This window comes from Selenomonas sp. GACV-9, from assembly GCA_900116485.1.
Taxonomy (GTDB): domain Bacteria; phylum Bacillota; class Negativicutes; order Selenomonadales; family Selenomonadaceae; genus Selenomonas_A; species Selenomonas_A ruminantium_G.
In genome coordinates this window covers 549039-574546 of sequence record FPAX01000001.1, presented here as the reverse complement: position 1 = coordinate 574546, position 25508 = coordinate 549039, and the positions used below count along the sequence as shown (strand labels likewise).

Sequence of the window (25508 nt, the reverse complement as noted above, 5' to 3'; positions counted from 1 at the left end):
ACTTTTCCTACGAAAGGTGGTGAAATTTCATGGCAGTAAAGATTCGTTTGAACCGTATGGGTGCAAAAAAGAACCCGTTCTATCGCATCGTTGTAGCTGATTCCCGTGCTCCGCGTGATGGTCGTTTCATCGAGATTCTCGGTAACTACGATCCGAACAAGCAGCCGGCAGCAGTCAGCATCGACGAGGCTAAGGTTCTTGATTGGATGAACAAAGGCGCTCAGCCGACGGATACCGTTAAAAATCTCCTCAGCAAGCAGGGCATCATGGCTAAGTTTGCTGAAGCAAAAGCTAAGAAATAATTGGGAGGCTCAACATGAAAGAACTTGTTGAAGTTATCGCCAAATCCTTAGTGGATCATCCCGAGGCCGTCCGTGTGGACGAAAGACAGGAAGATGGGCAGACCGTGCTCGAACTTCGTGTTGCTGAGGATGATATGGGTAAGGTCATCGGGCGTCAGGGTCGCATCGCGAAAGCTATGCGCACCGTGGTCAAAGCCGCGGCCACCCGGGAGAATACCAAAGTCACGGTTGAGATTATTTAGATGAAACAGCGGCAGGCTCATGATTTCATGGGCTTAGCCGCTATTTCTATGTAGGAGGAACTGTCATGGATATGATTTCACTGAAAATGCCGGTAACCATTAAGGCAAAACTTACGGAAAAGCTCAAGGCTAAGATCATCGGCGATCTCGAAGAGGGCATCAACCGCGCGGAGCTCGAAGTTCAGCAGCTCAACATCCAGGAAAAACGCGTGATGCAGGAGAACCAGCCGCAGGATGCGGAGAACCCGACGCCGGAGGAGATTCAGCGTTTGCAGTCCATCCAGGCGCATTTCGGCCAGGAGCGCCAGAAGCGCTTGCAGTACCGTGAGGAAGCACTGGCCCGCAAAGAAGAGACGGAGAAACTCGTTCTCGGTGCTGAGATCGTACAGGGAACGCTGGAGCGCCAGGTTGACGTCCATGTGGGCGATGACATGCGCGAACTCATGAATGTGGAAGTGCTGGTGGAAGATGACAAGATTATCGCCATCCGCAGCTAAGAAGCGCGTCACCATCGGCAAGGTCGGTGCGGCCCATGGCATCCATGGCGAGATGCGCATCATCCCGCTGACGGATTTCACCGAGCGTTTTGCGTCGATGAAGGAAGTCATGGTGGGCGATGAGCTGCTGCATGTGGAAAGCTGCAAGTATCATAAGCAGTACGTGCTGATGAAGTTCCGCGAGTATCCGGTCCGCGAAGACGCTATGCGCCTGACGGGGAAGCTGCTCACGGTGGACCGCAGTGAGGCGGCGCCGCTCTCTGAGGGCGAGTTCTACACCTTCGACATCATCGGCCTTACGGTCTATGACAGCGAAGGCAGGGAGCTTGGTCAAGTGGAGAATGTCCTGCGCACGGGCAGCAACGATGTGTATCAGGCGCGCCGCACCGATGGCGGGGAGCTTTTGATACCGGCGCTCAAGGCTGTTGTCAAGGAAATCGACGTGGCTGGCGGCCGCATGGTTGTCGATATGCCGGAGGAGATTTCCGATGCGCATTGATATGGTGACGATTTTTCCGGAGATGTTTGCCGGGCCATTCGGCGACAGCATCACGAAGCGTGCGGTGGACAATGGCATCCTCGACATCCACTTCACGAATTTTCGTGATTATACGGAAGACAAGCACCATCACGTCGATGACACGCCGTTTGGCGGTGGTGCGGGCATGGTCATAAAGCCTGAGCCGATGTACAAGGCTGTGCGTGATGTGCTGGCAAAGACGGAGGAGTTTGCCGCCAGCCGCCGCGTGCTGATCATGGACCCGTCGGGGCCGACCTTCACGCAGGAAAAGGCCAAGGAGCTAGCCGGTTACGATCAGCTCGTCTTTATCTGCGGCCATTACGAGGGGTTCGATGCGCGCATCTATAAGCTCGCCGATGAAGCCATCTCGATTGGCGACTTCATCCTGACGGGCGGCGAGCTGCCAGCTATGGTCATCACCGATGCGGTGTCGCGCATGCTGCCGGGCGTACTCGGTGCGCCGGATTCGGCGCCGACCGATTCGTTTTACGACGGTCTGCTGGAGTTTCCGCAGTACACGCGGCCGCGCGAATTTGAAGGCATGGCCGTACCGGAGGTGCTGCTGTCCGGCAATCATGCCAGAATCCGGCAGTGGCGCCGTGAGCAGTCGCTCTTGGTGACGAAAAAATACCGGCCGGATCTGCTGGAAAAGGCCGAGCTTAGTGAAAAAGACCGTATTTTCCTGAACCGTCAGGAAAGCGGTACAGACTGTTAGCAACAAATTCCAACCCATAGGCAATAGCGGCTGTCAGCCGCTGGCCCATGGGTTTGCTTCTTTGTGGGAAAAAGATGGAGGGGCAGAAGGAATTTTGTACATGATTGTCGTATAAAAGAGGTATCGTAGGATTATACTGGCATTTGGCCGGTGTAAGATTTGGGGTCTCGATGAAAGAATAAGGAGATGATAGGATGGAAGAACTTCTGGCACGTTTCAGTGTCAAACAGAAAATCATGGTTCTTGTTTCGGTGGTATTTGTAGCGACGATGCTGGTATTGGGCATTGTCCTCGATCGCATCATCACGAATCATGAGATGGAAAACTTTGTTGAGGAGACGGATTTGCAGGCAACGCAGGTAGATACGTCGATGGATCTTTTCCTGCGCGGTCTGCGCGATGGCCTTGTCAATATGGCCAACGATCCAATCCTCAGAAACGGTGGCGGCGTCACGGTGTATATCGATGGTGAGGCTGGCGCCGATGGCATGATTGCCATGGATCCGCAGGCCAAGGGCGGCTTTGAGTTGCAGGCCTATCAGCTGTTCCAGCGTATGGCGGAGGCCAATAAGGGCGTCATTTCCGTTGTCAGCTATGGTACGACCGATGGCGGCTACCTGCAGTATCCGGCCGTAAAGCGCAAGAAGGGCTATGATTCCCGTAAGCGTGACTGGTTCAAGGAGAGCATGGCTGACACGAATGCTGTGCGCATCACGAAGCCGTTCAAGACTTCGAAGGGTACGCCGACGGTCGGCATCTTCGCTACGGTCAAGGATATGTCGGGGCAGCCGCTTGGTGTCCTGGGCTTAAACATTGACCTGCCGGTAGTCACGGACATGATTTCGCAGATCAAGGTCGGCGAGACGGGCTATCTGATGATGCTCGATGCGGACAATGTCATCATTGCCGATCCGAAACATCCAGATGCAGCCTTCAAGAAGCTCGAAGAGTCTGAGCTTGGCGATATCGCGTCAATCAACATGAGCGCTAAAGGTTTGCAGGAAATCGAGCTGGATGGTTCGAAGAAATTTGTCAATATTTATGTATCCGATAAGACGGGCTACAAGTATCTGACGATTGTCGATAGGAGCCAGCTTATGTCGAGCGTCAACAGCATGCGCATGACGCTGGCTGTAGTGCTCGTCGTAGCGCTGGTGCTGATCTTCTTCGCGACCATGTGGATCTCGAACATCATCGTTTCGCCGCTGCGCGGCCTCGAGCAGTCGGCTGGCCGCATCGCCAATGGCGACCTGCGCCAGAATGACCTGACCATCGAGACCGATGATGAGATCGGCAACCTGGCCCGTTCGTTCCACAAGATGTCGGACGAGCTCAAGAAGCTGCTGGGCCAGATCAAGGGCAGTGCCGACGAGGTATCGAACTCCTCGGGCCAGATGTCCCATGGTGTCGAGCAGGTCGCCCAGACCATCACCCATGTGGCTGAGCGCGTCGGCGATATCGCTGAGTCGGCCAATACGCAGAATGAGACGATGACTGGTGTTGTCGGCCATATCCGCAACATGACCGAGCAGGTCACGAACATCGCGGAGGCCTCCGAGCATATCAGCAAGACTTCGAGCAAGGCTGGCACGGCTGCCTTCGAGGGCGTTGCCGCCATCGAGGACGCCGTCAACAAGATGCGCGAAGTATTCGGTACGGTCAATGAGTCGGCAGCTGCTGTCGGCGAGCTGGGCCGCCGCTCGGAAGAGATCGGCGAGATCGTCAGCACGATCCAGAGCATCGCTGAGCAGACGAACCTGCTGGCACTCAATGCTGCCATCGAGGCAGCCCGTGCTGGTGAGCAGGGCCGCGGCTTCTCGGTCGTTGCCGATGAGGTCCGCAAGCTGGCTGAGCAGTCCTCCGAGGCTGCTCAGGAGATCGCCCAGAAGATCGGCGGTGTCCAGAAGGTCACAATCCAGGCAGTCGATTCGATGAATGCCGGTACCGAGCAGGTACGGGTAGGCAGCCAGGCTGTCAAGGAAGCTGGCGACCAGTTCAAGGTCATTGCCGAGCATATCCGCATCGTCGATGAGATGGTCAAGGAGTCGGCAAGTAATGCCAACAAGGTGGCCGATGCGAGCATGTCGGTGCTCAAGGATGCCGAGAATGTCGAGGCTTCCACGAAACGCATCACCGAGAACATCTCCTCGATTTCGGCCGCCACCGAAGAGCAGTCGGCTTCGATGGAAGAGATTGCCGCTTCGAGCCAGCAGCTTTCGCGCATGGCTGACGAGCTGCAGAATGAGGCCAACCGCTTTAAATTCTGATGATTGACCGGTCTTGTGACTGGTCCGGATAGGATGCACCGCCGTGTGATACGATATCACGCGGCGGTGCATTTTCGTTTTGGGGCACTTTGTGGTACAATATACGAATGTGACATTAGGACAGGAGGGTATCACGCAGATGAAAGAATCAGCCCTGACACAGGAAATCAATGCGGCTATCACGCAGGCCGTCGATGCCTGTGAGAACAAGAATACAGAAGAGGCCGCAGCGATCCTCAAGAAGGAAATCGAGCGCATCGAGGCGCTCAATCTCTATGCGGATGGACAGGCCGATTATTACGATTTCAATACGTTGATGGAAATGGTCATGTTCCAGAGCCAGCATCCGGAAATCCAGCCGGTGGCCGATATCGAGGAGCCAGTGAACCGGCTCTATGCGATGTATGGCTCGGTGCTTCTGGAGCTCGGCGAGCTTGACAAAGCCGAGGAGGCACTGGCCATTGCTATGGACTGGAATCCGATGAGCGCCGACATCGCCTTTGAACATGCGGAAGTCTATAAGCAGAAGAAGGATATGGAGACCTTCAAGCAGCTCACCACGAAGATTTTCTCCATCTGCTACAAGCGCCGTGAGATTGCCCATTGCTATCGCAATCTCGGCTATTACTTCGTCGAAAAGCAGATGTGGGATGAGGCCGTCGGCTGCTATCTGCTCAGCATGACCTTTGCCGAGGCGGAGGGCCGCTTCCAGGCGGAGAACGAGCTCAAGTATATCTACGATGAGACAAAGGGCGAAGCAACGCGTCCTTCCCTGGGGGCGATGCGTTCCTACGGCGAGAAATACCAGTTCCCGATCGGCCCCGATGCCAAGATCATCGAGACGGCCATGCTTTACGGCAAGACCATGCTGGCGAACAAGAAGCTCCAGCATGCCTCGTATTTCCTTGACATTGCCTATAAGCTCACGGAAAGCAAGGAACTCAAGGAGCTTCTGGATGGAATCAATAAACAGCTGGGCAGTGAAATGCATTAAATTCTATTAACGGGTACGAAAAATGGCCTTCCCTTGGCGGAAAGGCCATTTTTCAGTGGTTTATATGGTACATGGCAGCTACAGCCTGGCCCAGGCAGATGCCGCCGTCGTTGGGCGGGATGAGGCTGTGGCGCAGGACGCGGAAGCCCTTGGCCGCAAGGTCCTTGGCAACCAGCGTGACCAGCAGATGATTCTGGAAGACGCCGCCCGAGAGCGCGCAGGTGGTAAGGCCCGTGTGCTTCCGCGCCTTATCGCAGGCGGCGGTGATGCAGGCGGCAAGGCCGGTATGGAAGAGGAACGCCAGCTTCTGCGGGTCGGTTCCTGCCAGCCGTTCGGTAAGGATATAGCGGAAGAGCTCGTCGGTGGCCAGGATGATTGACTGGTCAGATTTTGACAAGTCAAGCCGGTGAAGGGCAGGTGCTGACAAGTCAAGATTTATCGTCTGCGGGGCAAGGCCCTGCGCGGCAAGATAGTTTTCAGCAGCAAACTCCAGGTACATCGAGGCCTCGCCTTCGAAGGTCGAGCTGGTGCGGATGCCGAGCAGCGCACTGACTGCATCGTAGAGGCGTCCCGCACTGGTCGAGCGGATGGCATTGACCTTGTTGTCAGCCATAAAGAACTGAGCGGGCAGCTCCTTCGCTGCGCAGAGGTTTAGCCTGGCGGCAAGGGAGGCGACTTTTTCCTTGTCATGATAGAGTCCGTAGAGCATGGCGATGGCGACGCGCCAGCCTTCGGTGGCTGCCTTGTCGCCGCCGGTCTGCAGGAACGGGGCGATATGGCCGAGCCGTGTGAAGCCTGCGTAGCTGGCCCGCAGGATCTCGCCGCCCCAGATCGTGCCGTCGGTGCCATAGCCGGTGCCGTCGAAGCTCACGCCGATGACCGGTTCATCGCAGTCGTTTTCGGCCATACAGGAGAGAATGTGCGCGTAATGATGCTGGACCGGGAACAGCGGGAGCCCGAGCTCTTGGGCGATGGCCGTGGTGTTGTAGCGGGGATGCATATCGCAGGCCACGATGGCCGGTTCGTTTTCGAGCAGCTCCGTGAGCCGGCCGATGGTCTCACGCAGGGCCTGCATGGTGCGCAGGTCGCTCATATCGCCCACATAGGGCGAGGGATAGAAGAGATTGTTCGAGCCCACGCAGAAAGTGTTCTTGAGCTCGCCGCCGATGCCGAGCACCTGTCCGTGGAAGTCGTTCTTCAGCATAAAGGGCAGCGGCGCAAAGCCACGGCTGCGCCGGATCATATAGGGCTTCCCGTCAAGCCAGTCCATGACGGTATCGTCGGCGCGGATGCGGATCTTGCGGTTATGGGACAGCATCAGGTCCGTAAAGCCCGACAGCGCTTCGACAGCGCCCTTATCGTCGCGGCAGATGGGGGCACCAGCGGGATTGCCGCTGGTCATGATCAGGGCATCCGGCATCGTGATGCCGTCGGGATAGTCGAACAGCAGCATCTGCACAGGGGCGTAGGGCAGCATGACACCGACCTTGGGATTGCCCGGGGCGACGCTGTCACTGAGCTGGCCGCCAGCCCTGCGCTTCAGCAGCAGGATGGGCTTCTGGTGTCCCGTCAGCATTTCCTCCTGCCCGTCTTCGAGCTGGCACTCGCGGCGGATGGCAGCCATATCCCGCATCATGACGGCAAAGGGCTTGACGGGGCGGTGCTTTAGTGTCCGTAGACGCATGACTGCTGTCTCATTGCTGGCATCACAGGCGAGGTGGAACCCGCCGATGCCCTTGATGGCGACGATGCCGCCATCAGCGATGGTCTGGCGCGTGCGCGTGATGGCCGCAGCGCCACGGCAGTCATCCTTGCCGATGATATAGACCTCGGGGCCGCAGTGGTTACAGCAGACTGGCTGGGCGTCATAGCGGCGGGTAGCAGGACTTGTGTATTCTTTTTCGCAATCCGGGCACAGGGGAAATTCGCCCATGCTGGTGCGCTCACGGTCGTAGGGCATGGCGTCGAGAATCGTGAGCCGTGGGCCGCAGGCCGTGCAGTTGATGAACGGATGTAGATAACGGCGGTCCTGCTTGTCAAAGAGTTCGGCGCGGCATTTGTCGCAGGTGGCGATATCAGGGGAGACGAAAATATCGCCGCGCTCTTTGGCGCTCTCGATGATGGCAAAGCTCGTGTAGGTCTCAGGCACCGCGAGCCGTTCGGTGTCAAGCTTTAAGATGGTGGCTCGCTCAGGCGGCTCCTTTTCAATGGCGGAGAGGAAGGCTTGGACAGCTTCGTCTGTGCCCTGGGCGAAAATCTCGACGTAGGGGCCCTTGTTGCAGACACTGCCGAGGATATGGAACCGCGTGGCCAGCCGGTCGACAAACGGACGGAAGCCCACGCCCTGGACGATGCCGTATACTTTGCTATGGAAAAGAGACATATGCTTGCTACCTTTCGTAGATGGTTGAAACGAATCATTCTATCTATTATTATAACTTTTTTTTGCAGCTCGTGCTATACAACTCCAGGGGGAGATTAGAGATTGCTATAAGCACGCTTAAAGTTTACAGAAAAAGTGTAAAATGGAAAATTATTTCAGCAATAGGGGTACTATTTTCGATAAAAGTGTGTTATACTATCATTGTCGATAGGAATTGAACCGGATATCCCACCGGTTTGCATCGGAACCTATCGGTCTCTTCTCTGGAAACTTATCCCAGTTTCCAGTATCCCATTTCCTTACATCTTTTTAGATAGAAGCGGAGTCAGTGGAGTGACTCCGCTTCTTCGTTTCCATGAACCAGCAAACTTTGTACGCCCCGGAAAGTCTCCGGGGCTTTTCTTGTGGCAGAAATAGAGGAAGTAGGCCAAGCCGTAGCGAATACTTGCATAAAGGATTTTTGAGGAAGGGGATTGCTATGAGAAAGGTACTGTCTGTTTGGCTTGGCCTGCTGATAGTGCTGGCTGTCTTGCTGCCGGGAAGGGCTCTGGCCGAGGATGGATTGCAGCGGGTAGTCCGCGTGGGCTGGTTCGACTCGACATTCAACAGCATCGACAGTTACGGGCGGCGTACGGGCTATGCCTATGAATACCAGCGCAAGATTGCTGCCTATACGGGCTGGCAGTATGAATATGTGGAAGGCAACTGGGTCGATCTGCTGGGGAAACTGCAGCGGGGGGAGATTGACCTCCTGGCAGACGTCTCTTATAAGGAAGATCGTGTCGGTACTATGCTGCTTTCCAATTACGCCATGGGCGAGGAGGATTATTATATCTTCATTGACCCCGAAAAGAGCACCATCAATCCCGATGACCTTACGACCCTCAATGGTAAGCGGCTGGCCGTCTATAAGGGCAGCCTGCAAGCGCAGATCTTGAAGGATTGGGTGGTTGAGCATGGCTTGAAGCTCGAGATCCTGGAGTTTGAGGAGGCCTGGAAGGATGCCGATAACCTGCTGAAGTCGGGAATCATCGATGGTCTGGTCACCAGTGCGTCATACGATCAGTATGTCGATCATGCTGACCCGGTAGCCAGGATTGGCTCGTCAGATTACTTTTTTGGCATCAGCACGAAACGCCCCGAACTCAAAGAGGAAATCGACAAGGCCATGAGCCTGATCCTGAGCCAGAATATCTACTACAATCGTGATCTCAACCAGAAGTATATGAACAATACCGGCGTGCGGCGGTTCCTGACCCTCGATGAACGTGACTGGCTGACGGCCCACGGGGCGATTCGCGTGGGTTATCCCGATAACATGCTGCCCTTCTGTACCCAGGATGGTCTAGGTGGGGGGGTCCGTGGCCTTTTGCATGATTATATACAAAAGGCCGCTGGCATGAAGAATTCTACCATCCGCTTTGAGGCTGTGGCTTATCCCACCATCAATGAGGCGATGATGGCGCTGCAGTATGGCCAGGTTGACTGCGTGTTTCCTGTAGAATTCAGTGATTACGAGTCAGAAAAGCAGCAGGTACTGGTGACGACGCCGCTGGTTGATGCGATGATCATGGCAATCGTTCGCCAGCAGGATAGTACCAGCTTTTCACCGGATGCACAGCTGCGCTGTGCGGTCCTGAGCGGCAGTCCTGTGATTGATGCCCAGATCAAGGATAAATTCCCCCAATGGGAGCTGGTATACTATGCAAGCCTTGATGATTGCCTGCATGCGATAGCCCGGGGGCAGGCGGATTGCCTGCTCATGAACAATTATCGAGCCGGGAGCATGCACGAGATGCTGGAAGAGCATCAACTGACAGCCGTGCCGACCAATAAGAATATCGGTATGGCCTTTGTGCTGCGCCCCGATAATATATCCAGCTCTACGCGATTCTCGAACGGCTCAATCAGGGGATGTCGCGTACGGAGGTCAATGATTCGCTGACCAGGAATACCCATGTGGGCCATAAGGTTTCCCTGCGGGACTTCGTCAAGGCCAATCTGGGGCTGGTGTTCCTGCTGGTGGTGCTGGTGCTGGCAGTCATTGTGGCCCTCCTGCTCAAGAGCATAGCCAATGTGAAGAAAACCAAGGCGCTGAACATCGAGCTCAAGGAACGGCAGGAAGAGCTGGTGGCGGCCAAGAAACAGGCCGAAGTTGCCAGCGAGGCCAAGACCTCATTTCTGTTCAACATGTCCCATGATATCCGCACGCCGATGAATGCCATCATTGGCTTTTCGAATCTTTTGCAGCAGAATCTCGACAATAAGGAGCGAGCGCAGGACTATATCCATAAGATCCAGCAGGCCAATGATTTCTTATTGTCACTGGTCAATAATGTCCTTGAGATGGCGCGTATCGAAAGCGGCAAGATGACCGTCGATTCTGTCTATGCCGATATGCACGCCTTGATGGAGGCTACCTGCTCGGTGTTCGAGGCGCAGATGCAGGCCAAGAAGATTACCTTTGCCTATACGCTGAAGATTGAGCATCCGGACATCCTTGTCGATAAGACCAAGGTGCGGGAAATCTTTCTGAACATCCTCAGCAATGCCTGCAAATATACGCCGGAAGGCGGCTGCGTGACGCTGGAAGTCCGCGAGCTGCCAGGAGACTCGGCAGGCATTGCTGTCTATCAGACCACAGTTACCGATACGGGCATCGGCATGCCGGAGGACTTTTTGCCACAGCTCTTCGAGGCGTTTACGCGCGAGCGCAATACGACGACCAGCGGCATCATGGGCACGGGCCTTGGCATGCAGATCGTCAAGAAACTCGTGGAGCTCTTAGGTGGCACTATCACGGTGGCCAGCAAGCTGGGCAAGGGGACGACCTTCGTCGTGAGTCTGCCGCTGCAGCTGGCGGAAAAGGAACAGGGGGATGCGGCCAATAGCAAGGATGAACTCGATATCGAGGCTTACAAAGGTATGCGCATCCTTTTAGCTGAGGACAATGAGCTCAACGCTGAAATCGTCATTACACTTCTTAGCGAGCAGGGATTCTTGCTTGAGCATGCTGCCGATGGCACGGAATGTGTTGCTAAACTCGAGCAGGCAGAGCCAGGGTATTACGATTTCATCCTGATGGATGTCCAGATGCCGCATATGGATGGCTACGAGGCGGCAAGGACAATCCGCAGGCTGGATGATCCCGTCAAAGCCAGCGTTCCCATCATTGCGATGACGGCCAATGCCTTTGAAGAGGACAAACGCCGGGCCTTTGAGGCCGGGATGAACGCCCATGTCCCGAAACCCTTCAATGCTGAAAAGCTCTATGCCGCCATCCACGAAGTCCTCGGCAAATAAGCGGGAAATCTATGCCGGAAAAGTGCGTTAAGCCCTTTATTTATAGGGCTTGACGCATATCTGAAAAAAATCTGTAAAAAAGTGTTACTTTTTGCTGAAAACCTATTGCCAAGGGGGCTAAAAAGGAATATAATCAAGTCACAAATCAAGGATGTTCACAAAAGAAATTCAGTTCATTTGCACTAATATTTTTATAGGTTTTACAGGAGGAACCCAAAATGAAGAGGGCGTTGGTCATTCTTATGGCTGTCGTGTTCGTCGGTTTTACCGGCATGGATTGTGAGGCAGCAGCAAACAACTATGAGCTGATCGAGACGGTGTATACGGTCGAGCAGGGCGATACATTGAATGGTATTGCCGAGACCTATATGGCGAAAAACGATTACGGCCCGCGTGAGATCCGTGAGTTCACCTCGGGCATCAAGGAGCTCAACGATTGGCTCCTGCAGCGTGATGTCCAGGCTGGCGACGAGCTGCATATCAACTACTGGGTAAAGAAATAAAGGATAAAATAAATCCCCGGCACGGTTGGACGTGCCGGGGATTTTTCTCATATATAGTATTCGGTCCTGTCTTCGGGCTTCAGGGAGAACTCGGCAAATACGTGGTCGCGGATGCGCAGGAAGTCTGGGCTCGTGCGGTCGCGCTGGCCGTGTAGGTCCACGGGGATGATGGTCTTGATGCGGCCGGGATTCGGCGTCATGATGACGATGCGGTCGGCCAGGACCACGGCTTCGTCGATGTCGTGGGTCACGAAGATGATGGTTTTGTGCTGGCTGCGGTTGATGGCGGAGATCTCATCCTGCAGCTTCATGCGGGTCAGGGCATCGAGGGCTGCAAAGGGCTCATCCATGAAGATGATTTCGGGGTCGACGGCTAAGGCCCGGGCGATGGCGACCCGCTGCTGCATGCCGCCGGAGAGTTCAGCCGGATGGCTTTGGGAAAACTCCTTGAGCCCGACGAGCTCGAGGTATTTCTGGGCGATTTCCTGACGCTTAGCCGCCGGCACAGACAGGCTCTCCAGGCCCAGCTCCACATTCTTTTCGACGGTGCGCCAGGGCAGCAGGCCGTAGTTTTGGAAGATCGTCACATGCTTGACCGATGGCTTCGTCACCGGGGTGCCGCCTATGGTGATGGAGCCTTCTGAAACCTTGTCAAAGCCTGCCAGGATGTTTAAGAGCGTGCTCTTGCCGCAGCCGGAGGGGCCCAGCAGGCAGAGGAACTCCCCACGGTAGATCTTGAGATTTACCTGGTCCAGGGCGCGGAATGCTTGCTTCTTTTTCTGATAGGTCCGCGATACGTTTTGGATGTCGATATAGCTCATGCGTTGCTCCTTTCCGGGATGCCCCAACGGCGGTAGATGCGTTTTTCCAGCCAAGTGATGCTGCTGTCCAGCAGGAGGCCCAGCACGCCAATGGTGATGATGGCGGTCATCAGAAGGTCGGCCCGCAGATTGTTGCGGGCATCGATGATAAGAAAGCCAAGGCCTGACTGTGTGCCGACCATTTCGCCGGCGACGAGGAAGACCCAGGCGGTGCCGAGGGCCAGATGCAGGCCCGTGGCAATGCGCGGGAAAATGGCCGGGAAGATGATTTTCGTCAGCAGCTGCGGCTGGCCGATGCCGAAGTTCTGGGCAACCTTCAGGTAAACGGGCTCAATGCCTGCAACGGCGGCTACGGTTGAGAGCAGCACGGGGAAAAAGGCGGCGAGGAAAATAATGACGAGCGATGGCATATCGCCGATGCCAAAGACGAGTACGATAAATGGCAGCCAGGCAACGGGGGATATGGGACGCAGTACCTGGGCGATGGGATTGAGGAAGGCCCAGATGTTCTGGTACCAGCCGAGGATAAGTCCCAAAGCCATGGCCAGCAGGACAGATGTGGTGTAACCGAGCAGGAAGCGGTAGAGACTCGTGCCGATGTCCTTCAGCAATACGCCATCGGCCAGGATTTCGGCAAATCCCTGCAGCGTTCGGACCGGCGTGGGGAAAAGGGCTTCATTCCAGCCGCCGAGCCAGGCGATGGCCTGCCAGCTGCTGAGTACCAGGAGCAGAGCTCCGCTGAGATGAATCGCGTGTTTCATAGAGTCACAGCCTTTCGGGAAAATCTGATTATTCGTACAAACGGGGATCGACAAAGTCTTCGTAGCGCGGTGCCTTGGTCAACAGATGGCTTGCCTTCATGCGCGTGATAAGCTCATCATAGGACTTAGGCGGGATGGAAAGATCGTCATAGGAAATCCATTGGAGCGAGAGGTCGAGAATCTTATCCTTGGCCTTGAGATATTTGAGCGCTATCGTTTTTTGCGCTTCGGGATGTTCGGTAAGATAGCTGCCGGCCTGCTTGTACTGCTGGACAAACTGGCGGGCCAGCTCGTGGTTGGCCGCTAAGAAATCCCCATTGAAGACCAAAAGGCAGCAGATGCTGTCGGGCCAGAGCTCCTGCGCTGGGAGGAGTTCGTGCCCATTGCCCAGCACCACGGATTTTGCGCCGAAGGGCTCAGCCACGCAGTAGCCAGCAATCTGTTTGGCCGCAAGCGCCGCGGGCATCTCGGGCGGTGACATTTCGACGACGGTCAGGTCCGTTTCGGTCAGGCCATTCCTTTTGAGCAGCTGATCCAGCAGCAGTTTATGGGAGGACTGCTTGTGGGGGATAGCAAAGACCTTGCCCTTGAGGTCAGCAGGCGTTTCGATGTCGTTGCTGACGATTATGGCGTTGCCATCGCGATGGCCAAGGGCGGCGGCCTTCACGTCGATGCCCTGCTCTTTGGCTTTGACGGCCAGCTCTGCCAGTACCGAGGCGCCGTCGACTTTGCCGGTGTTCAAGGCGTCCATGAGCTCGGGCCAGGAGCCGTATTTTATGAGCTCGATTTTTACCGGGCTTTCTGCTGTTTCCAGTTCCTTGGCGGCAAATAAAGGCAGAGCATGGGTTATCGGAAGGTAGGCGATGCGGATGGTTTTTACGCCATCCTTTTCGGCCTGCGGTGCAGCAGGTGACTGGCCACAGCCAGCAGCCGCCAATAGTGTCAGCAGGATGGTCAGGATAAACAGGATTCGTTTCATAGGCAGTCTCCTTTCACTGGCTAGCTTAGTACCAGCCAAGTTTTTGCCGCTGGGCTTCGATGTCAGCGACAATCTGCGCAGCTAGTGCTTTAGGGTCGGTATTGACATGCATGACGGCGCCGAGGGTGGCTTTCGTATCGTGCTTCAGGAAGCGTTCGACGTTGACAGAGCCCTGAACCGGCGGCTCTACGCAGTGATAGGAGTCAATGCCAAAGAGCCGGAAGGCCAGCGAGGCGTCAAGTCCTTTTTCGTTGGACCATTCGGGGCTGGCAAAGGCATAAGGCATGTCCTTGATATCCTTTTGGCTGGCAGCGGCAATGCCGCCGAATACCGTCGAAGCGCGCGTGTTGTCGATGCATTCGCCCATATGCCAGACCGGCGGCAGTTCGTGGGCGGATAGAAACTCCTGCAGGGACTTGCCGGCTTTTGCGGTGCCAGCCTTGCTGCAGAAGCCGAGCTTTAAGAGCGGGAAGGACGCGCAGCCATTGGTGAAAATCAAGATGTTGTTCTTGAGCAATTCTTCAGCTACATCGACGGTGGCTCGTTCATAGACGACGCGGGGATTGCTGCAGCCGACCATGTTGACGATGCCGCGAATCTGTCCCGCCTCGAGGGCGCGGGCCAAGGCATGGTAGCCGGGGAACTGCTCGGCGATGTTTTCGGCCGTAAAGCCGACATCGGCCGTGACTTCGTAGGCGGGGATGAATACCGGGACATCCCGGCGGGCGGCAAAGCTTTCGATGGCGCGGCTGACAATCTTGCGGGCGAGCTTTTCGGTGTCGCCGATATTGGTGTGATGATGGTCGTAGGCATAGTGCTCAGCACCTGGCAGCCGTGCCGAATCACTGGTGGTCACCACCGTGGTCTTGAAGCATTTGGCAACGTCCATGATGGAGGGGAAGACATCCTGTACATCGGCAACCCAGAGGTCAAGGGCACCGGTGCCGAGAACGAGCTCGGCACCGACCGCATTCGAAAGCGGGATGACCCCCTCGTAGCGGTACATCGCCGACAGGCAGGAGCAGCAGATGCCGTAGAACTGGATGCCTTTGGCCCCGCTCTTTTGGGCGAGCTCGATGAATTCCTGCGTGTGGCCGATGCGCACGATTTCGCTGACAAGCGTCGGCAGATGACCGTGGACGGCGATGTTGACATAGCCTTTTTTGAGCGCACCGATATTGACCTTGGAGGTAGCCCGGTGGCCTGTGCCGAACATGGCATCGGTGCCGATGTTGGAGGCGACGACACCCGTAAAGCAGAAGGCCAGGCCGCAGCGCAGGAATTGCTTCATGATGCTCTGCCAGTCGCCGTCGGTGCCGACGCCCGTGCGATGATAGGCATCAAAGACTTCGTTATAGGCGCTGATGGGCAGGATATCCAGCTCCTGCCAGACTTTCTGCCGCTCGGCCGGGGCCAGGGCCTTGATGGTTTCATAGTCATCGGGCAGAGCCCGGGAGAGGTCCGCCAGCAGTACATCGGCGAGCTTGCCTGCCAGGCGCTTGACGCTTTGGCCCCGCGTTTCGATGCCGAAAGCCTTGCAGACTGCGCGCAGTTTCTTTTCGCCGAGCAAGGGAAGATTGAGCTTGCCTTCGGCAATGAATTTCAGTGATAAGAGAATCTCCCGCGCATGGACGCCATGCTGGGCCACGCCGGCCGCAGCGCTGCGCAAAAGATTGCGGGCGACGATGAGGTCGGCATCGGCACCGCAGACGCCGCGCGGGCTCTTCGGCGTAATCTTACAGGGGCCCATGTTGCAAATCTTGCAGCAGACACCGCCAAGGCCAAACGAACACTGCGGCTTCTGCTGGTCAAAGCGGTCAAACACCGTATCGTGGCCGAGCTGCTCCAGGCGCAGCATCATCTCACGCACCGCAGGGTCCGGCGTCTGCTCTAAGACATCCTGCTTGGAGGCAAAGGTCTTGCGGTACTCGGCAACGGCTTTCATATAGTCGTTGACACCACCATGCACATGCGGATGCTGTGGATCGTGGTCATGGGTATGCCAGTCGGCATGTTCATGGACGGTATCGTACTCGTGCGGATGGTTGTGTGGATGCTGGTGATGATGATTCGTTGACATGTTGACCGCTCCTTTTGACATTTGACATTTGACGGTTGACAATGGATTACAACAAAAAGTAAACATATAGAATAAGTATGAATAAAGGAATTGCTTTATATATTACTGTAAACTTGTAAAGCTGTCAATATAAAACATATAAAAAATATCGGAAAACATACAAACTGACTGGTCAATTCGGGCAGGAAATCGGTGCAGCATGCAGAAGTTATATCCTATAGGAGGTCTTTGCCATCCAATTTGCTTTATTGAGGGAGTTTTTTGATGAACCATGTTGTTATTGCCATTGATTCTTTCAAGGGGAGTTTATCGTCGCTGGCGGCCGGGCAGGTAGCCCGTGATGCGGTGCGGGCGGTCTTTCCGCAGGCGCATGTCGAGATTTTCCCTTTGGCCGATGGCGGTGAGGGGACGGTCGATACCTTGGTCGAGGGCCTGCAGGGACAAATCGTGCCGGCGGTGGTGACAGGGCCGCTGAAATCACCGGTTAGGAGCCGCTATGGGGTCGTAGCGGAAAGAAAGCTTGCCGTCATTGAGATGGCTGATGCCGCAGGCCTTCCCATGGTGCCGGAGGAAAAGCGCAATCCGCTGCAGACGACGACCTATGGGCTTGGCGAGCTTATCCTGCAGGCGATCGATGCTGGCTGCCGGGAATTTATCATCGGCATTGGCGGCAGTGCGACCAATGATTGCGGATTGGGGATGCTTACGGCATTAGGCTGGAAATTCCTCAAGGGCGATGGCACAGCTGCCGGTATCTGCGGCGGCGATCTGTCGGAGGTGGCAGCTATCGACGGGAGCCAGGCCGATGTGCGGCTTAAAGAATGCCGGTTCCGCATCGCCTGTGATGTGACCAATCCGCTTTATGGCCCTAATGGCTGCTCGGCGATATTTGGCCCGCAGAAGGGCGCGACACCAAAGATGGTCAAAGCGCTCGATGCGGCGGTACATCATTTTGCGGACTTGGCAGAAAAGGAGCTGGGGGTGTTGGGCGCAACTGTGCCGGGAGCCGGGGCTGCTGGCGGGTTAGGATTTGCCTTCCAGACATTTTTAGGCGGCGAGCTGACGCCAGGCACGGAACTGTGCCTCGAGACCATCGGTATCCATCAGGCGTTGGAAAAAGCAGACCTATTGCTTACCGGCGAGGGCCGCATGGACCGGCAGACGGCGATGGGCAAGGGGCCAGCCGGCGTAGCCCGCTTGGCCCATGCGCTCAATGCGAAAATAAAAACCGTCGCCGTCTGCGGCTGTGCCCTTCCTGATGCCGAACTTGTCAACCGATATGGCATCGATGCCTATTTTCCCATCCTGCACATGCCGATGACAGCCGCCGAGGCCATGGCAGAAAAAAATACGCGCCAGAATCTCAGACAAACGGTAATGCAGATTATGCGGCTGGTAAAATAAAAATGACATCTGACCGGTTCTGTTGGAACTTGTCAGATGTCATTTTTATTATTCTGCCAGCATCTTGGATTCGCATGTTATGAGCCATACGATTTTCGCATTCTTCATGTTATCCAACCGTTGCAACTGCTGCTTATCCAATCCCTTTTCGCTGTAAAGTGTTGTCGGCTGGCTGAACAGCGGTATTCGCTGCACCTTTAACCCTTGTGCGGTAATGAATCTCGTGGCTTCTTCATCATTGGCAAAAAACTTCTCATCGAAATCTGCATCCGCAATATCTTCATAAACCTTGGCCGATTCACGATAGACTTTACGGGCATCTTTCTCCCCATAAACCACTTTGGACGCGTCCATGACAAAATCGCGGGCAGAAAAGTCCGTAGTAATATAGCAGCCACCATGTTTCTGCAAAATAGCCTTGATATTCTGCAAGACGCTGGCCTGCTGTTCATGGGTCAGATACATCATCAGGCCGTCCATAGTAATGCAGACAGGGCCTGGCATCAAATCTGCCGCCGCCATCAGCTGCTCCTTATCGGTTGCATCTGCGGCTTCATACGAAGCCAGCTTCCGTTCAGCGGGCGTTAGACATTTTTTCAGATAGTTGTTGCCATAGGCTGCCACAGCCGGGAACTCTGCCCCAACAAAACGAATCCCATGCCGGGCCATATAAAGCCCACGGGAGGAAAAACCACAGGCAATGTCCAGGACATTCGTATAGCCATTTTGCTGGATATACTGATTGAGCGCGGCATAGCGCATCTCATGATAAAGCATATTCACCGGCTGTAACGTATAGAAATTCTTTATCTTGCCCGTCAATAAAAGATCCTGCTTGCCCGTGGCCCTGGCATATTCAGCCGCTTCCGGCACGCCGGCCTCCTTCAGCCAGAACAGCGACGTATAAGCCGTATAAGAAACCGGCTCAAATTCTGCGGCCCAGCTTTTTCCGCTAAACAGCAGGAATAAGCCTAAAACCAAAACAGACAGCCATCTGACTGGCAATCGTTTATCCATGTTTACCACATCCTTCCCCAGATGCAACAAATAAAATAACTCTTGGAGTAATTCCCCAAGATGTTGCGATTTCCTGCAATAAATACATATAGCAAAAAATAATCCGTCACCAAAAAAAGACCTGCAAGCAAGTCCATTAGAACTTACTTGCAGGTCTTTTACGCTTTGGCTAAGCGGCTTGCAACAAATTATTTGTTGATGAGCGCAAGGATTTCCGGTGCACGGCCGTCGGAACCGAGAACCTCTTTGATCTTGTGCTCAACGAGCTCTTTGATGTAGGAGCGGCCATCAGCAACATACTGACGCGGATCGAAGTGCTCCGGATGAGCCATGAAGTGCTCACGGATACCAGCCGTAAGAGCCAGGCGCAGGTCGGAGTCGATGTTGATTTTGCAAACTGCGGATTTAGCAGCCTTGCGGAGCTGATCCTCAGGAATACCAACAGCATCATCGAGTTTGCCGCCGTTGTCGTTGATGATCTTGACGTACTTCGGAATAACGGAAGAAGCACCATGGAGAACAATCGGGAACTCAGGAATCTTCTTCTCGATTTCAGCCAGGATGTCGAAACGGAGCTCAGGCGGTACGAGAACGCCATCAGCATTGCGCGTGCACTGCTCCGGTTTGAATTTGAATGCGCCATGGGACGTACCGATAGCGATTGCGAGGGAGTCAACGCCAGTCTCTTTGACGAATTCCTCAACCTCTTCCGGCTGCGTGTAAGCTGCCTCGTGAGCAGCAACCTTTACATCATCCTCGATACCAGCAAGTTTGCCGAGCTCAGCCTCGACGCAAACGCCATGCTCATGAGCGTAAGCAACAACTTCCTGCGTGCGTTTGATGTTCTCTTTGAAATCATAGTGAGAACCATCGAACATGACAGACGTGAAACCGTCATCGATGCAAGCTTTGCAAGTCTCGAAGTCTGCGCCGTGATCGAGGTGCAGAGCAACAGGGATATCATTGACCTCCAGAGCAGCCTCAACGAGGTGACGGAGATACGGGCCCTTTGCATATTTACGAGCGCCAGCGGAAGCCTGAAGGATAACCGGGGAATTCAGCTCTGCAGCTGCTTCCGTGATACCCTGAACGATTTCCATGTTGTTGACGTTGAAAGCACCGATAGCGTAGCCGCCCTCGTAAGCTTTCTTGAACATTTCTTTAGTACCGACTAATGGCATTTTTCATTACCCCCTAATGAATTTGTTCATTGAATGAACTCGAACTAGACTCATTATATCATAGAAAAGAGTTATGGTGTATAGTTTGCTGGTAAATTTTTGAAAATTCTTCAAAACTGATACAAAGCAATAACAACTATATAATAGTGCTTAGAAAGCCGAAACAATCCGCTGCATGTCAGCAGGCAGCGGCGCCGTGACGACGATGGCCTCGCCGGTCATCGGATGGGTAAAGCTCAGCCGGCAGGCGTGCAAGGCCTGCCTGTTTATGAGCTCGCGCGTGCCGCCGTAGAGGTCGTCGCCTAAAAGGGGATGGCCAAGATGGGCCATATGGACGCGGATCTGGTGGGTGCGCCCGGTCTCAAGGGTCAGATGCACCAGGGAGCGCTCATGGTTCGTGCGGATGGTTTCGTAATGGGTGCGGGCAAACTGCCCGTCGGGAGCTACCTTGCGCAGGATGATGCTCGGCAGCGCGCGGGCAATCGGCGCGTCGACAGTGCCTGCTGGTGGTGTGAGCTCGCCCGGAATCAGCGCCAGATATTCTCTATGGAAGGTTTTGACGCCTTTAGGCGACAGCTTGTACTGGATTTGCGGCTGCTTGGCAATCAGCACGAGGCCGCTTGTCTCGCGGTCGAGCCGGTGCACGGGATGATAGGCATGAGCCTCGCCTTGCTGTTCATAATGGAAGAGAACGGCGTTGGCAAGGGTGCCGTGGGCCTCCTGTGTCGTCGGGTGGACGAGCTGGCCGGCGGGCTTGTTGATGACGAGCAGCCACTCATCTTCGTAGTGGATGTCAAGGGGCAGGTCTTCGGCTGTGATATTGCTTGGGCGCAGGATATCGTAGGTCACGATATCGCCGTTTTTCAGTTCGGTTCTTGCGGCGTTGACGAGCTCGCCGTTGACGCGGAAGGTGCCCGAGTGCTTGATGCGTTTCCAGATGGTATTCGATATGCCTTGGTTTTGCGCTAAAAAAGCTCTGGCGGGCATAGACGCCAGAGCTTCGGGAAGCGCCACTTCAATGCGTGGCATTCTTTTAGCTGAGTTTTTCGCCGCGCAGCGAGGCGATGATGCGGAAAGCAATCGACAGGATGATGGCAACGACGGTTGCAAGGCTCATCCCCTTGAGGGCAATCGTGCCGATCGTGATGCTGGCCGTCGAGACGCCCAGGCCCAGGACGATGGAGGTCAGCATGAGGTTGATGGGCTTGTTGTAGTCAATCTTGCTTTCAACGAGTACGCGGATACCGGAGGCAGCGATGACACCGAACAGCAACATCGAGACACCGCCCATGACCGGCGTCGGGATGCTCTGGATGATGGCGGCAAGCTTGCCAAGGCACGAAAGGGCGATGGCGAAGACTGCCGCACCGCCGATGACCCAGGTGGAAAATACCTTGGAGATGGCGAGGACGCCGATGTTCTCGCCATAGGTCGTGTTCGGCGTCGAGCCGAAGAAGCCCGAGATGATCGTCGAGATGCCGTTGCCGAGGATTGACCGGTCAAGTCCCGGGTCCTTCGTGAGGTCAGCGCCGACGATGTTGCCCGTGACGATCAGATGGCCGACATGCTCGGCGATGACGACAAGCGCTGCTGGCAGGATGATGCAGATGGCATCGAAGTTGAAGACCGGCGTGTAGATGGTCGGCAGTGCGAACCACGGGGCGTTCTCGACGAGCGTCCAGTCGACCATGCCGCAGCAGGCGGCGATGATGTAGCCGCCCACAACGCCGAGGAGAATCGGGATGATGGCGAGGAACCCGCGGAAGGCTACCGAGGCAAAGACCGTGATGGCAAGCGTCGTAAGTGAAACGAAAATCGTGGTGCCATCAGCCGGTTTGTCGCCCGTAAGGCCAGCCATGGCAGCGGCCGTCGGCATGAGCTCGAGGCCGATGACAGCGACGATAGCGCCCATAGCTGCCGGCGGGAAGATGATGTCAATCCATTTCGTGCCGACAGCGCGGACCAGCAGGCCGACGAGGCAGAAGACGATGCCGACGGCGATGAAACCGCCAAGCGCTGCCTCGTAGCTGTACTGGCCCAGCACCAAGAAGACCGGGGAGAGGAAGGCAAAGCTCGAGCCAAGGTAGGCCGGGATGCGGCCTTTGCAGAGCACGAGGTAGAGAATGGTGCCAATACCATTGAAGAGCAGTACCGTCGCCGGATTGACTTTGAACAGGATCGGGACCAGCACGGTCGAGCCGAACATGGCAAACAGGTGCTGCAGGGATAAGGGGATGGTCTCGAGAAGCGGCAGCTTCTCGTCCACACCGATGGAACGATTACGCAAGTGAAAACACTCCTTCTTTTCTTATAAAACGAATTATGCCTAAAACAATCTACCATATTATGGGACGTATGTCCACTTTTTTACATCAGGCATGTTCGGGTAAATCTGCGGGAAGGTTTAGCAATTTGATTGGTAAAATGCTGAAAATCAGGCCAAAATGTAACAGTAAATCTTAATCTTGTTTCTTGCAAACGAACAATTTTACACAAATTTGCGCTTTTGGGTAGACATGTGATTTTTTTTCCTGTATAATATGTTTCGATTAAGCAGAAAAATAAAGCAAGACCGTGGCGCCTTTGTTAAGGGTGGCTGCGTATTGTATTTAGGGGGAGAATCATGGCACTTATTGTAAAGAAGTTCGGCGGCAGTTCTGTGGCTACCACGGAAAAGATCCTGAATGTTGCCAAGAGGGTCCTGGGCGAGAAACAGCCGGGGGATCAGATCGTCATGGTCGTATCCGCTATGGGCGATACGACGGATGACCTTATCGCGCTGGCTGAGGGCATCACCAAGAATCCGTATCAGTACACGCGCGAGATGGATATGCTGCTGACGACGGGTGAGCAGCAGTCGATAGCTCTCTTGGCGATGGCTTTCAAGGCCCTCGGTCAGCCGGCTGTATCGCTGACTGGACCGATGGCTGGCATGAAGACGAACTCGGTGCATACCAAGGGCCGTATTGTGGACATCACGCCGGAGCGCGTGCATCAGGAGCTCGACAAGGGCAATATCGTAGTCGTTGCTGGTTTCCAGGGTGCCAATGAGTTTGGCGACCCGGTAACGCTGGGCCGCGGCGGCTCCGATACGTCGGCTGTTGCCTTAGCTGGTGCCTTGAAGGCCGATACTTGTGAGATCTTCACCGATGTTGACGGCGTCTATTCAGCTGACCCGCGCATTGTCAAGGGCGCACGTAAGATGAAGGAAATCACTTATCATGAGATGCTCGAGATGGCACGCCTGGGTGCTGGCGTCATGCAGCCGCGCTCGGTGGAGATGGGTGAGTATTTTCATATCCCCATTCACGTCCGTTCGACATTCACGACTACGCCAGGCACAATCATTAGGGAGGATTATACGATGGAAGATAAAGATTTTGTTATCCGGGGCGTTGCCCATGACGAGAAGGTTGCCAAGATTGCCGTACTCGGCATTCCGAATACGCCGGGTATTGCCCATGAGATTTTCTCGGCCCTGGCTGATGCCAACATCGATGTCGATATGATCGTCCAGAGCATCCGCAACATCGAAAAGAACGTTACCGATATGGTCTTCACGGTTGCGGCTACGGATCTTGCTGAGGCCAAGAAGGTCGTTGATGGCGTCGCTGACAAGCTCAGTGCTGTCGCTGTCCTCATCGAGGAAGATGTGGCCAAGGTTTCCATCGTCGGCGCTGGCATGCTCGGCAATCCGGGCACGGCTGCTCGCATGTTTGGTGCGCTCTCCAAGGCTGGCATCAACATCGATATCATCAGCACGTCGGAAATCAGCATTTCCTGCCTCGTCAAGGGCTCGCAGCTCAAAGAGGCTGTCAATGCGATTCATGATGAATTCTTTCCGGTAAAATAAGGAATCTGTGCTCTGTGCATGCCAGCAGTTCCTGCAGGTATGGCAGAGCCTTTTTATGCCCATTTTGACTTGTCAATTGACCGGTCAAATCTGACAAGTCAATCTGACTGGTCAAAAATATTGTATACATACAGCTGTGCGGGTAGACAGGACAGCGAAGAACAGTTAATATAGTAATTGTACGATTTATAGTGCTTATTGCGAAAAAAAGTAATGGCACATAATAGTAACCGAAAGCTTTATGATTTGAAAGGGGAACTTTCCAATGACGACGAGTATGGCAGCTACTCATGCTGCAAGCAAGAGACTGAAAGATGCAATCTTTGGTGCCAGCGCAGCCTGCGCTGAGGCCGCAAAGAAACACGGCGCTGACAAGGTTACCAATGCTACGATGGGCGTCATGATGGATGATGAGGGGAAACTTGCCAGCATTCCGACGATGGAGCGCGTTTTCCGTTCCCTTTCTGTTGAGGATTATGTGCGTTATGCACCAATCCCGGGCCTGCCGGACTATCTCGATGCCGTCATCGACCTGACCTTTGCTGACCAGAAACCGGAGGGCTATACGGCTGCCATCGCTACGGCTGGCGGCACGGGGGCTATCCATCACGCCGTGGCTAACTATGCCGAGCGCGGCGATAAGGTGCTGACGTCGGACTGGTTCTGGGGCACGTACAACGTCATCTGCAACGAGTGCGGCTGCCAGCTCACGAACTACGCGCTGTTCGATGAGAACAACAACTTCAACATCGCCGACTACACGGCAAAAGTCGACGAAATCATGAAGACGCAGGACAGCCTGCTGGTCATCATAAACACGCCGGCACACAATCCGACGGGCTTCAGCCTGACTGAAGAGGATTGGGATAAGGTCCTTGACCTCACGAAGAAATATGCTGCCCAGGGCAAGAAGATGAGCATCCTCGTCGATATCGCCTACATCGACTATGCTGGCGAGAAGAACGAGACCCGCAAGTTCATGAAGAAGTTCGGCAACCTGCCGGCAAACATCTTCGTCATGTTCGCGTTCTCGATGTCGAAGGGCTACACGGCCTATGGCCAGCGCACGGGCGCTCTCGTCGCTGTTTCCTCCAGCGAGGAAGTCATCACGGAGTTCAAGGAAATCAACAAGTACACGAGCCGTGCTACCTGGTCCAACATCAACCGCGGTGCCATGACGCTTTTGGCAAAGATTTCCGCTGACAAGGAGACGCTCGCGCAGTTCGAGAAGGAGCGCGACGAGTTCTATCAGATGATCCAGGAACGCGGCATGCTGTTCATGAAGGAAGCCAAAGAGTGCGGCCTCAACGCCCTGCCCTATAAAGGCGGTTTCTTCCTCTCCGTGCCGGCTAAAGACCCGCAGGCAGTCTGCGACAAGCTCCATGATGACCTGATTTTCGCTGTACCGCTCAAGATGGGTGTCCGTATCGCAGCTTGCTCGGTATCGGCAGCCAAGATGAAGGGCATTGCTGCCAAGGTCCTCAAGGCCTTGAAGGCTGTAGAAGGCTGACACGACAAAGTGTATATAACGAAATAAAATATTTTCGAAAAACCAATTCATTCTATTTAATAGAAGGAATTGGTTTTTTTGTGCATCATTGATGAAATTATTAGTTGAATCGTGGGGAGAATGATGATATAGTAAAAATTGTGTATGTGATATTTCGTTCGGGGGAGGACTCAGAA

22 protein-coding genes are annotated in these 25508 nt (G+C 54.8%); 13 read left to right on the top strand and 9 right to left on the bottom strand.

Annotation, left to right across the window (positions count from 1 at the left end):
* Positions 1-29: 29 nt before the first annotated feature.
* The 7 genes from rpsP (at position 30) to BM322_RS02665 (ending at position 5537) form a co-directional block, all read left to right on the top strand.
* Positions 30-302, top strand: coding sequence for a 30S ribosomal protein S16 (rpsP, locus tag BM322_RS02695; RefSeq protein ID WP_075428328.1), 273 nt, complete (start codon positions 30-32; stop codon positions 300-302).
* A gap of 14 nt (positions 303-316) precedes the next feature.
* Positions 317-544 carry a KH domain-containing protein gene (locus BM322_RS02690; protein WP_075428327.1) on the top strand — a complete coding sequence of 76 codons (228 nt, stop codon included), beginning with the start codon at positions 317-319 and terminating at the stop codon, positions 542-544.
* A 65-nt stretch (positions 545-609) separates the two neighbouring features.
* Positions 610-1041 carry a YlqD family protein gene (locus BM322_RS02685; RefSeq protein WP_075428326.1) on the top strand — a complete coding sequence of 144 codons (432 nt, stop codon included), beginning with the start codon at positions 610-612 and terminating at the stop codon, positions 1039-1041.
* Entirely contained in the window at positions 1013-1540 is a 528-nt protein-coding gene (rimM, locus tag BM322_RS02680) for a ribosome maturation factor RimM (protein ID WP_075428325.1), read from the top strand. The genes BM322_RS02685 and rimM overlap by 29 nt, the downstream gene beginning before the upstream one ends.
* Positions 1530-2276 (top strand): tRNA (guanosine(37)-N1)-methyltransferase TrmD, encoded by a 747-nt coding sequence (gene trmD / locus BM322_RS02675; protein ID WP_075428324.1) that lies wholly within the window; start codon positions 1530-1532, stop codon positions 2274-2276. The genes rimM and trmD overlap by 11 nt, the downstream gene beginning before the upstream one ends.
* A 194-nt stretch (positions 2277-2470) precedes the next feature.
* Entirely contained in the window at positions 2471-4543 is a 2073-nt protein-coding gene (locus BM322_RS02670; RefSeq protein WP_075428323.1) for a methyl-accepting chemotaxis protein, read from the top strand.
* A 139-nt stretch (positions 4544-4682) separates the two neighbouring features.
* The gene (locus tag BM322_RS02665; protein ID WP_075428322.1) at positions 4683-5537 is read left to right on the top strand and encodes a hypothetical protein; all 855 of its coding nucleotides are present in this window, start codon (positions 4683-4685) and stop codon (positions 5535-5537) included.
* 52 nt (positions 5538-5589) lie between these two features.
* On the opposite strand, the gene hypF is transcribed toward BM322_RS02665, so the two are convergent.
* Entirely contained in the window at positions 5590-7920 is a 2331-nt protein-coding gene (gene hypF, locus BM322_RS02660; RefSeq protein ID WP_075428321.1) for a carbamoyltransferase HypF, read from the bottom strand.
* A 478-nt stretch (positions 7921-8398) separates the two neighbouring features.
* On the opposite strand from hypF, the gene BM322_RS02655 reads away from it, so the two are divergent.
* The 3 genes from BM322_RS02655 to BM322_RS02645 all read left to right on the top strand — a co-directional run bounded on the left by BM322_RS02655 (position 8399) and on the right by BM322_RS02645 (position 11726).
* On the top strand, positions 8399-9865 hold the full coding sequence (locus BM322_RS02655) for a transporter substrate-binding domain-containing protein (RefSeq protein WP_075428320.1): 1467 nt from the start codon (positions 8399-8401) through the stop codon (positions 9863-9865).
* Entirely contained in the window at positions 9835-11223 is a 1389-nt protein-coding gene (locus BM322_RS02650; RefSeq protein WP_075428319.1) for an ATP-binding protein, read from the top strand. The genes BM322_RS02655 and BM322_RS02650 overlap by 31 nt, the downstream gene beginning before the upstream one ends.
* 218 nt (positions 11224-11441) lie before the next feature.
* On the top strand, positions 11442-11726 hold the full coding sequence (locus tag BM322_RS02645; RefSeq protein ID WP_075428318.1) for a LysM peptidoglycan-binding domain-containing protein: 285 nt from the start codon (positions 11442-11444) through the stop codon (positions 11724-11726).
* A 47-nt stretch (positions 11727-11773) separates the two neighbouring features.
* Here BM322_RS02645 and BM322_RS02640 read toward each other — a convergent pair whose 3' ends face one another.
* The 4 genes from BM322_RS02640 to cooS are packed head-to-tail and all read right to left on the bottom strand — an operon-like array spanning position 11774 to position 16367.
* The gene (locus tag BM322_RS02640; RefSeq protein WP_075428317.1) at positions 11774-12547 is read right to left on the bottom strand and encodes an ABC transporter ATP-binding protein; all 774 of its coding nucleotides are present in this window, start codon (positions 12545-12547) and stop codon (positions 11774-11776) included.
* Positions 12544-13308 (bottom strand): ABC transporter permease, encoded by a 765-nt coding sequence (locus tag BM322_RS02635; RefSeq protein WP_075428316.1) that lies wholly within the window; start codon positions 13306-13308, stop codon positions 12544-12546. The genes BM322_RS02640 and BM322_RS02635 overlap by 4 nt, the downstream gene beginning before the upstream one ends.
* A 28-nt stretch (positions 13309-13336) precedes the next feature.
* Positions 13337-14287: an ABC transporter substrate-binding protein gene (locus tag BM322_RS02630; RefSeq protein ID WP_075428315.1), complete on the bottom strand. Its 951-nt coding sequence runs from the start codon at positions 14285-14287 to the stop codon at positions 13337-13339.
* 25 nt (positions 14288-14312) lie between these two features.
* Complete coding sequence (gene cooS / locus BM322_RS02625) at positions 14313-16367, bottom strand: anaerobic carbon-monoxide dehydrogenase catalytic subunit (RefSeq protein ID WP_082334320.1); 2055 nt, start codon at positions 16365-16367, stop codon at positions 14313-14315.
* A 264-nt stretch (positions 16368-16631) separates the two neighbouring features.
* Here cooS and BM322_RS02620 point away from each other — a divergent pair, with 264 nt between their 5' ends.
* The gene (locus BM322_RS02620) at positions 16632-17771 is read left to right on the top strand and encodes a glycerate kinase (RefSeq protein ID WP_075428314.1); all 1140 of its coding nucleotides are present in this window, start codon (positions 16632-16634) and stop codon (positions 17769-17771) included.
* Between the two features lie 48 nt (positions 17772-17819).
* Here the strand turns inward: BM322_RS02620 and BM322_RS02615 are convergent, their stop codons facing one another.
* The 4 genes from BM322_RS02615 to uraA form a co-directional block, all read right to left on the bottom strand.
* Positions 17820-18788 (bottom strand): hypothetical protein, encoded by a 969-nt coding sequence (locus BM322_RS02615; RefSeq protein ID WP_075428313.1) that lies wholly within the window; start codon positions 18786-18788, stop codon positions 17820-17822.
* Between the two features lie 188 nt (positions 18789-18976).
* A complete protein-coding gene (gene fba, locus BM322_RS02610; protein WP_074514112.1) occupies positions 18977-19969 on the bottom strand; it encodes a class II fructose-1,6-bisphosphate aldolase in 993 nt (330 codons plus the stop codon).
* A 150-nt stretch (positions 19970-20119) separates the two neighbouring features.
* A complete protein-coding gene (locus tag BM322_RS02605; protein WP_075428312.1) occupies positions 20120-20998 on the bottom strand; it encodes an RluA family pseudouridine synthase in 879 nt (292 codons plus the stop codon).
* A 4-nt stretch (positions 20999-21002) separates the two neighbouring features.
* Positions 21003-22256 (bottom strand): uracil permease, encoded by a 1254-nt coding sequence (gene uraA / locus BM322_RS02600; RefSeq protein WP_075428311.1) that lies wholly within the window; start codon positions 22254-22256, stop codon positions 21003-21005.
* A 336-nt stretch (positions 22257-22592) separates the two neighbouring features.
* Here uraA and BM322_RS02595 point away from each other — a divergent pair, with 336 nt between their 5' ends.
* Together BM322_RS02595 and BM322_RS02590 are read left to right on the top strand one after the other, a co-directional pair.
* Positions 22593-23822: an aspartate kinase gene (locus tag BM322_RS02595; protein WP_075428310.1), complete on the top strand. Its 1230-nt coding sequence runs from the start codon at positions 22593-22595 to the stop codon at positions 23820-23822.
* 265 nt (positions 23823-24087) lie between these two features.
* On the top strand, positions 24088-25332 hold the full coding sequence (locus BM322_RS02590) for an aminotransferase class I/II-fold pyridoxal phosphate-dependent enzyme (RefSeq protein ID WP_075428309.1): 1245 nt from the start codon (positions 24088-24090) through the stop codon (positions 25330-25332).
* Positions 25333-25508: the final 176 nt, after the last annotated feature.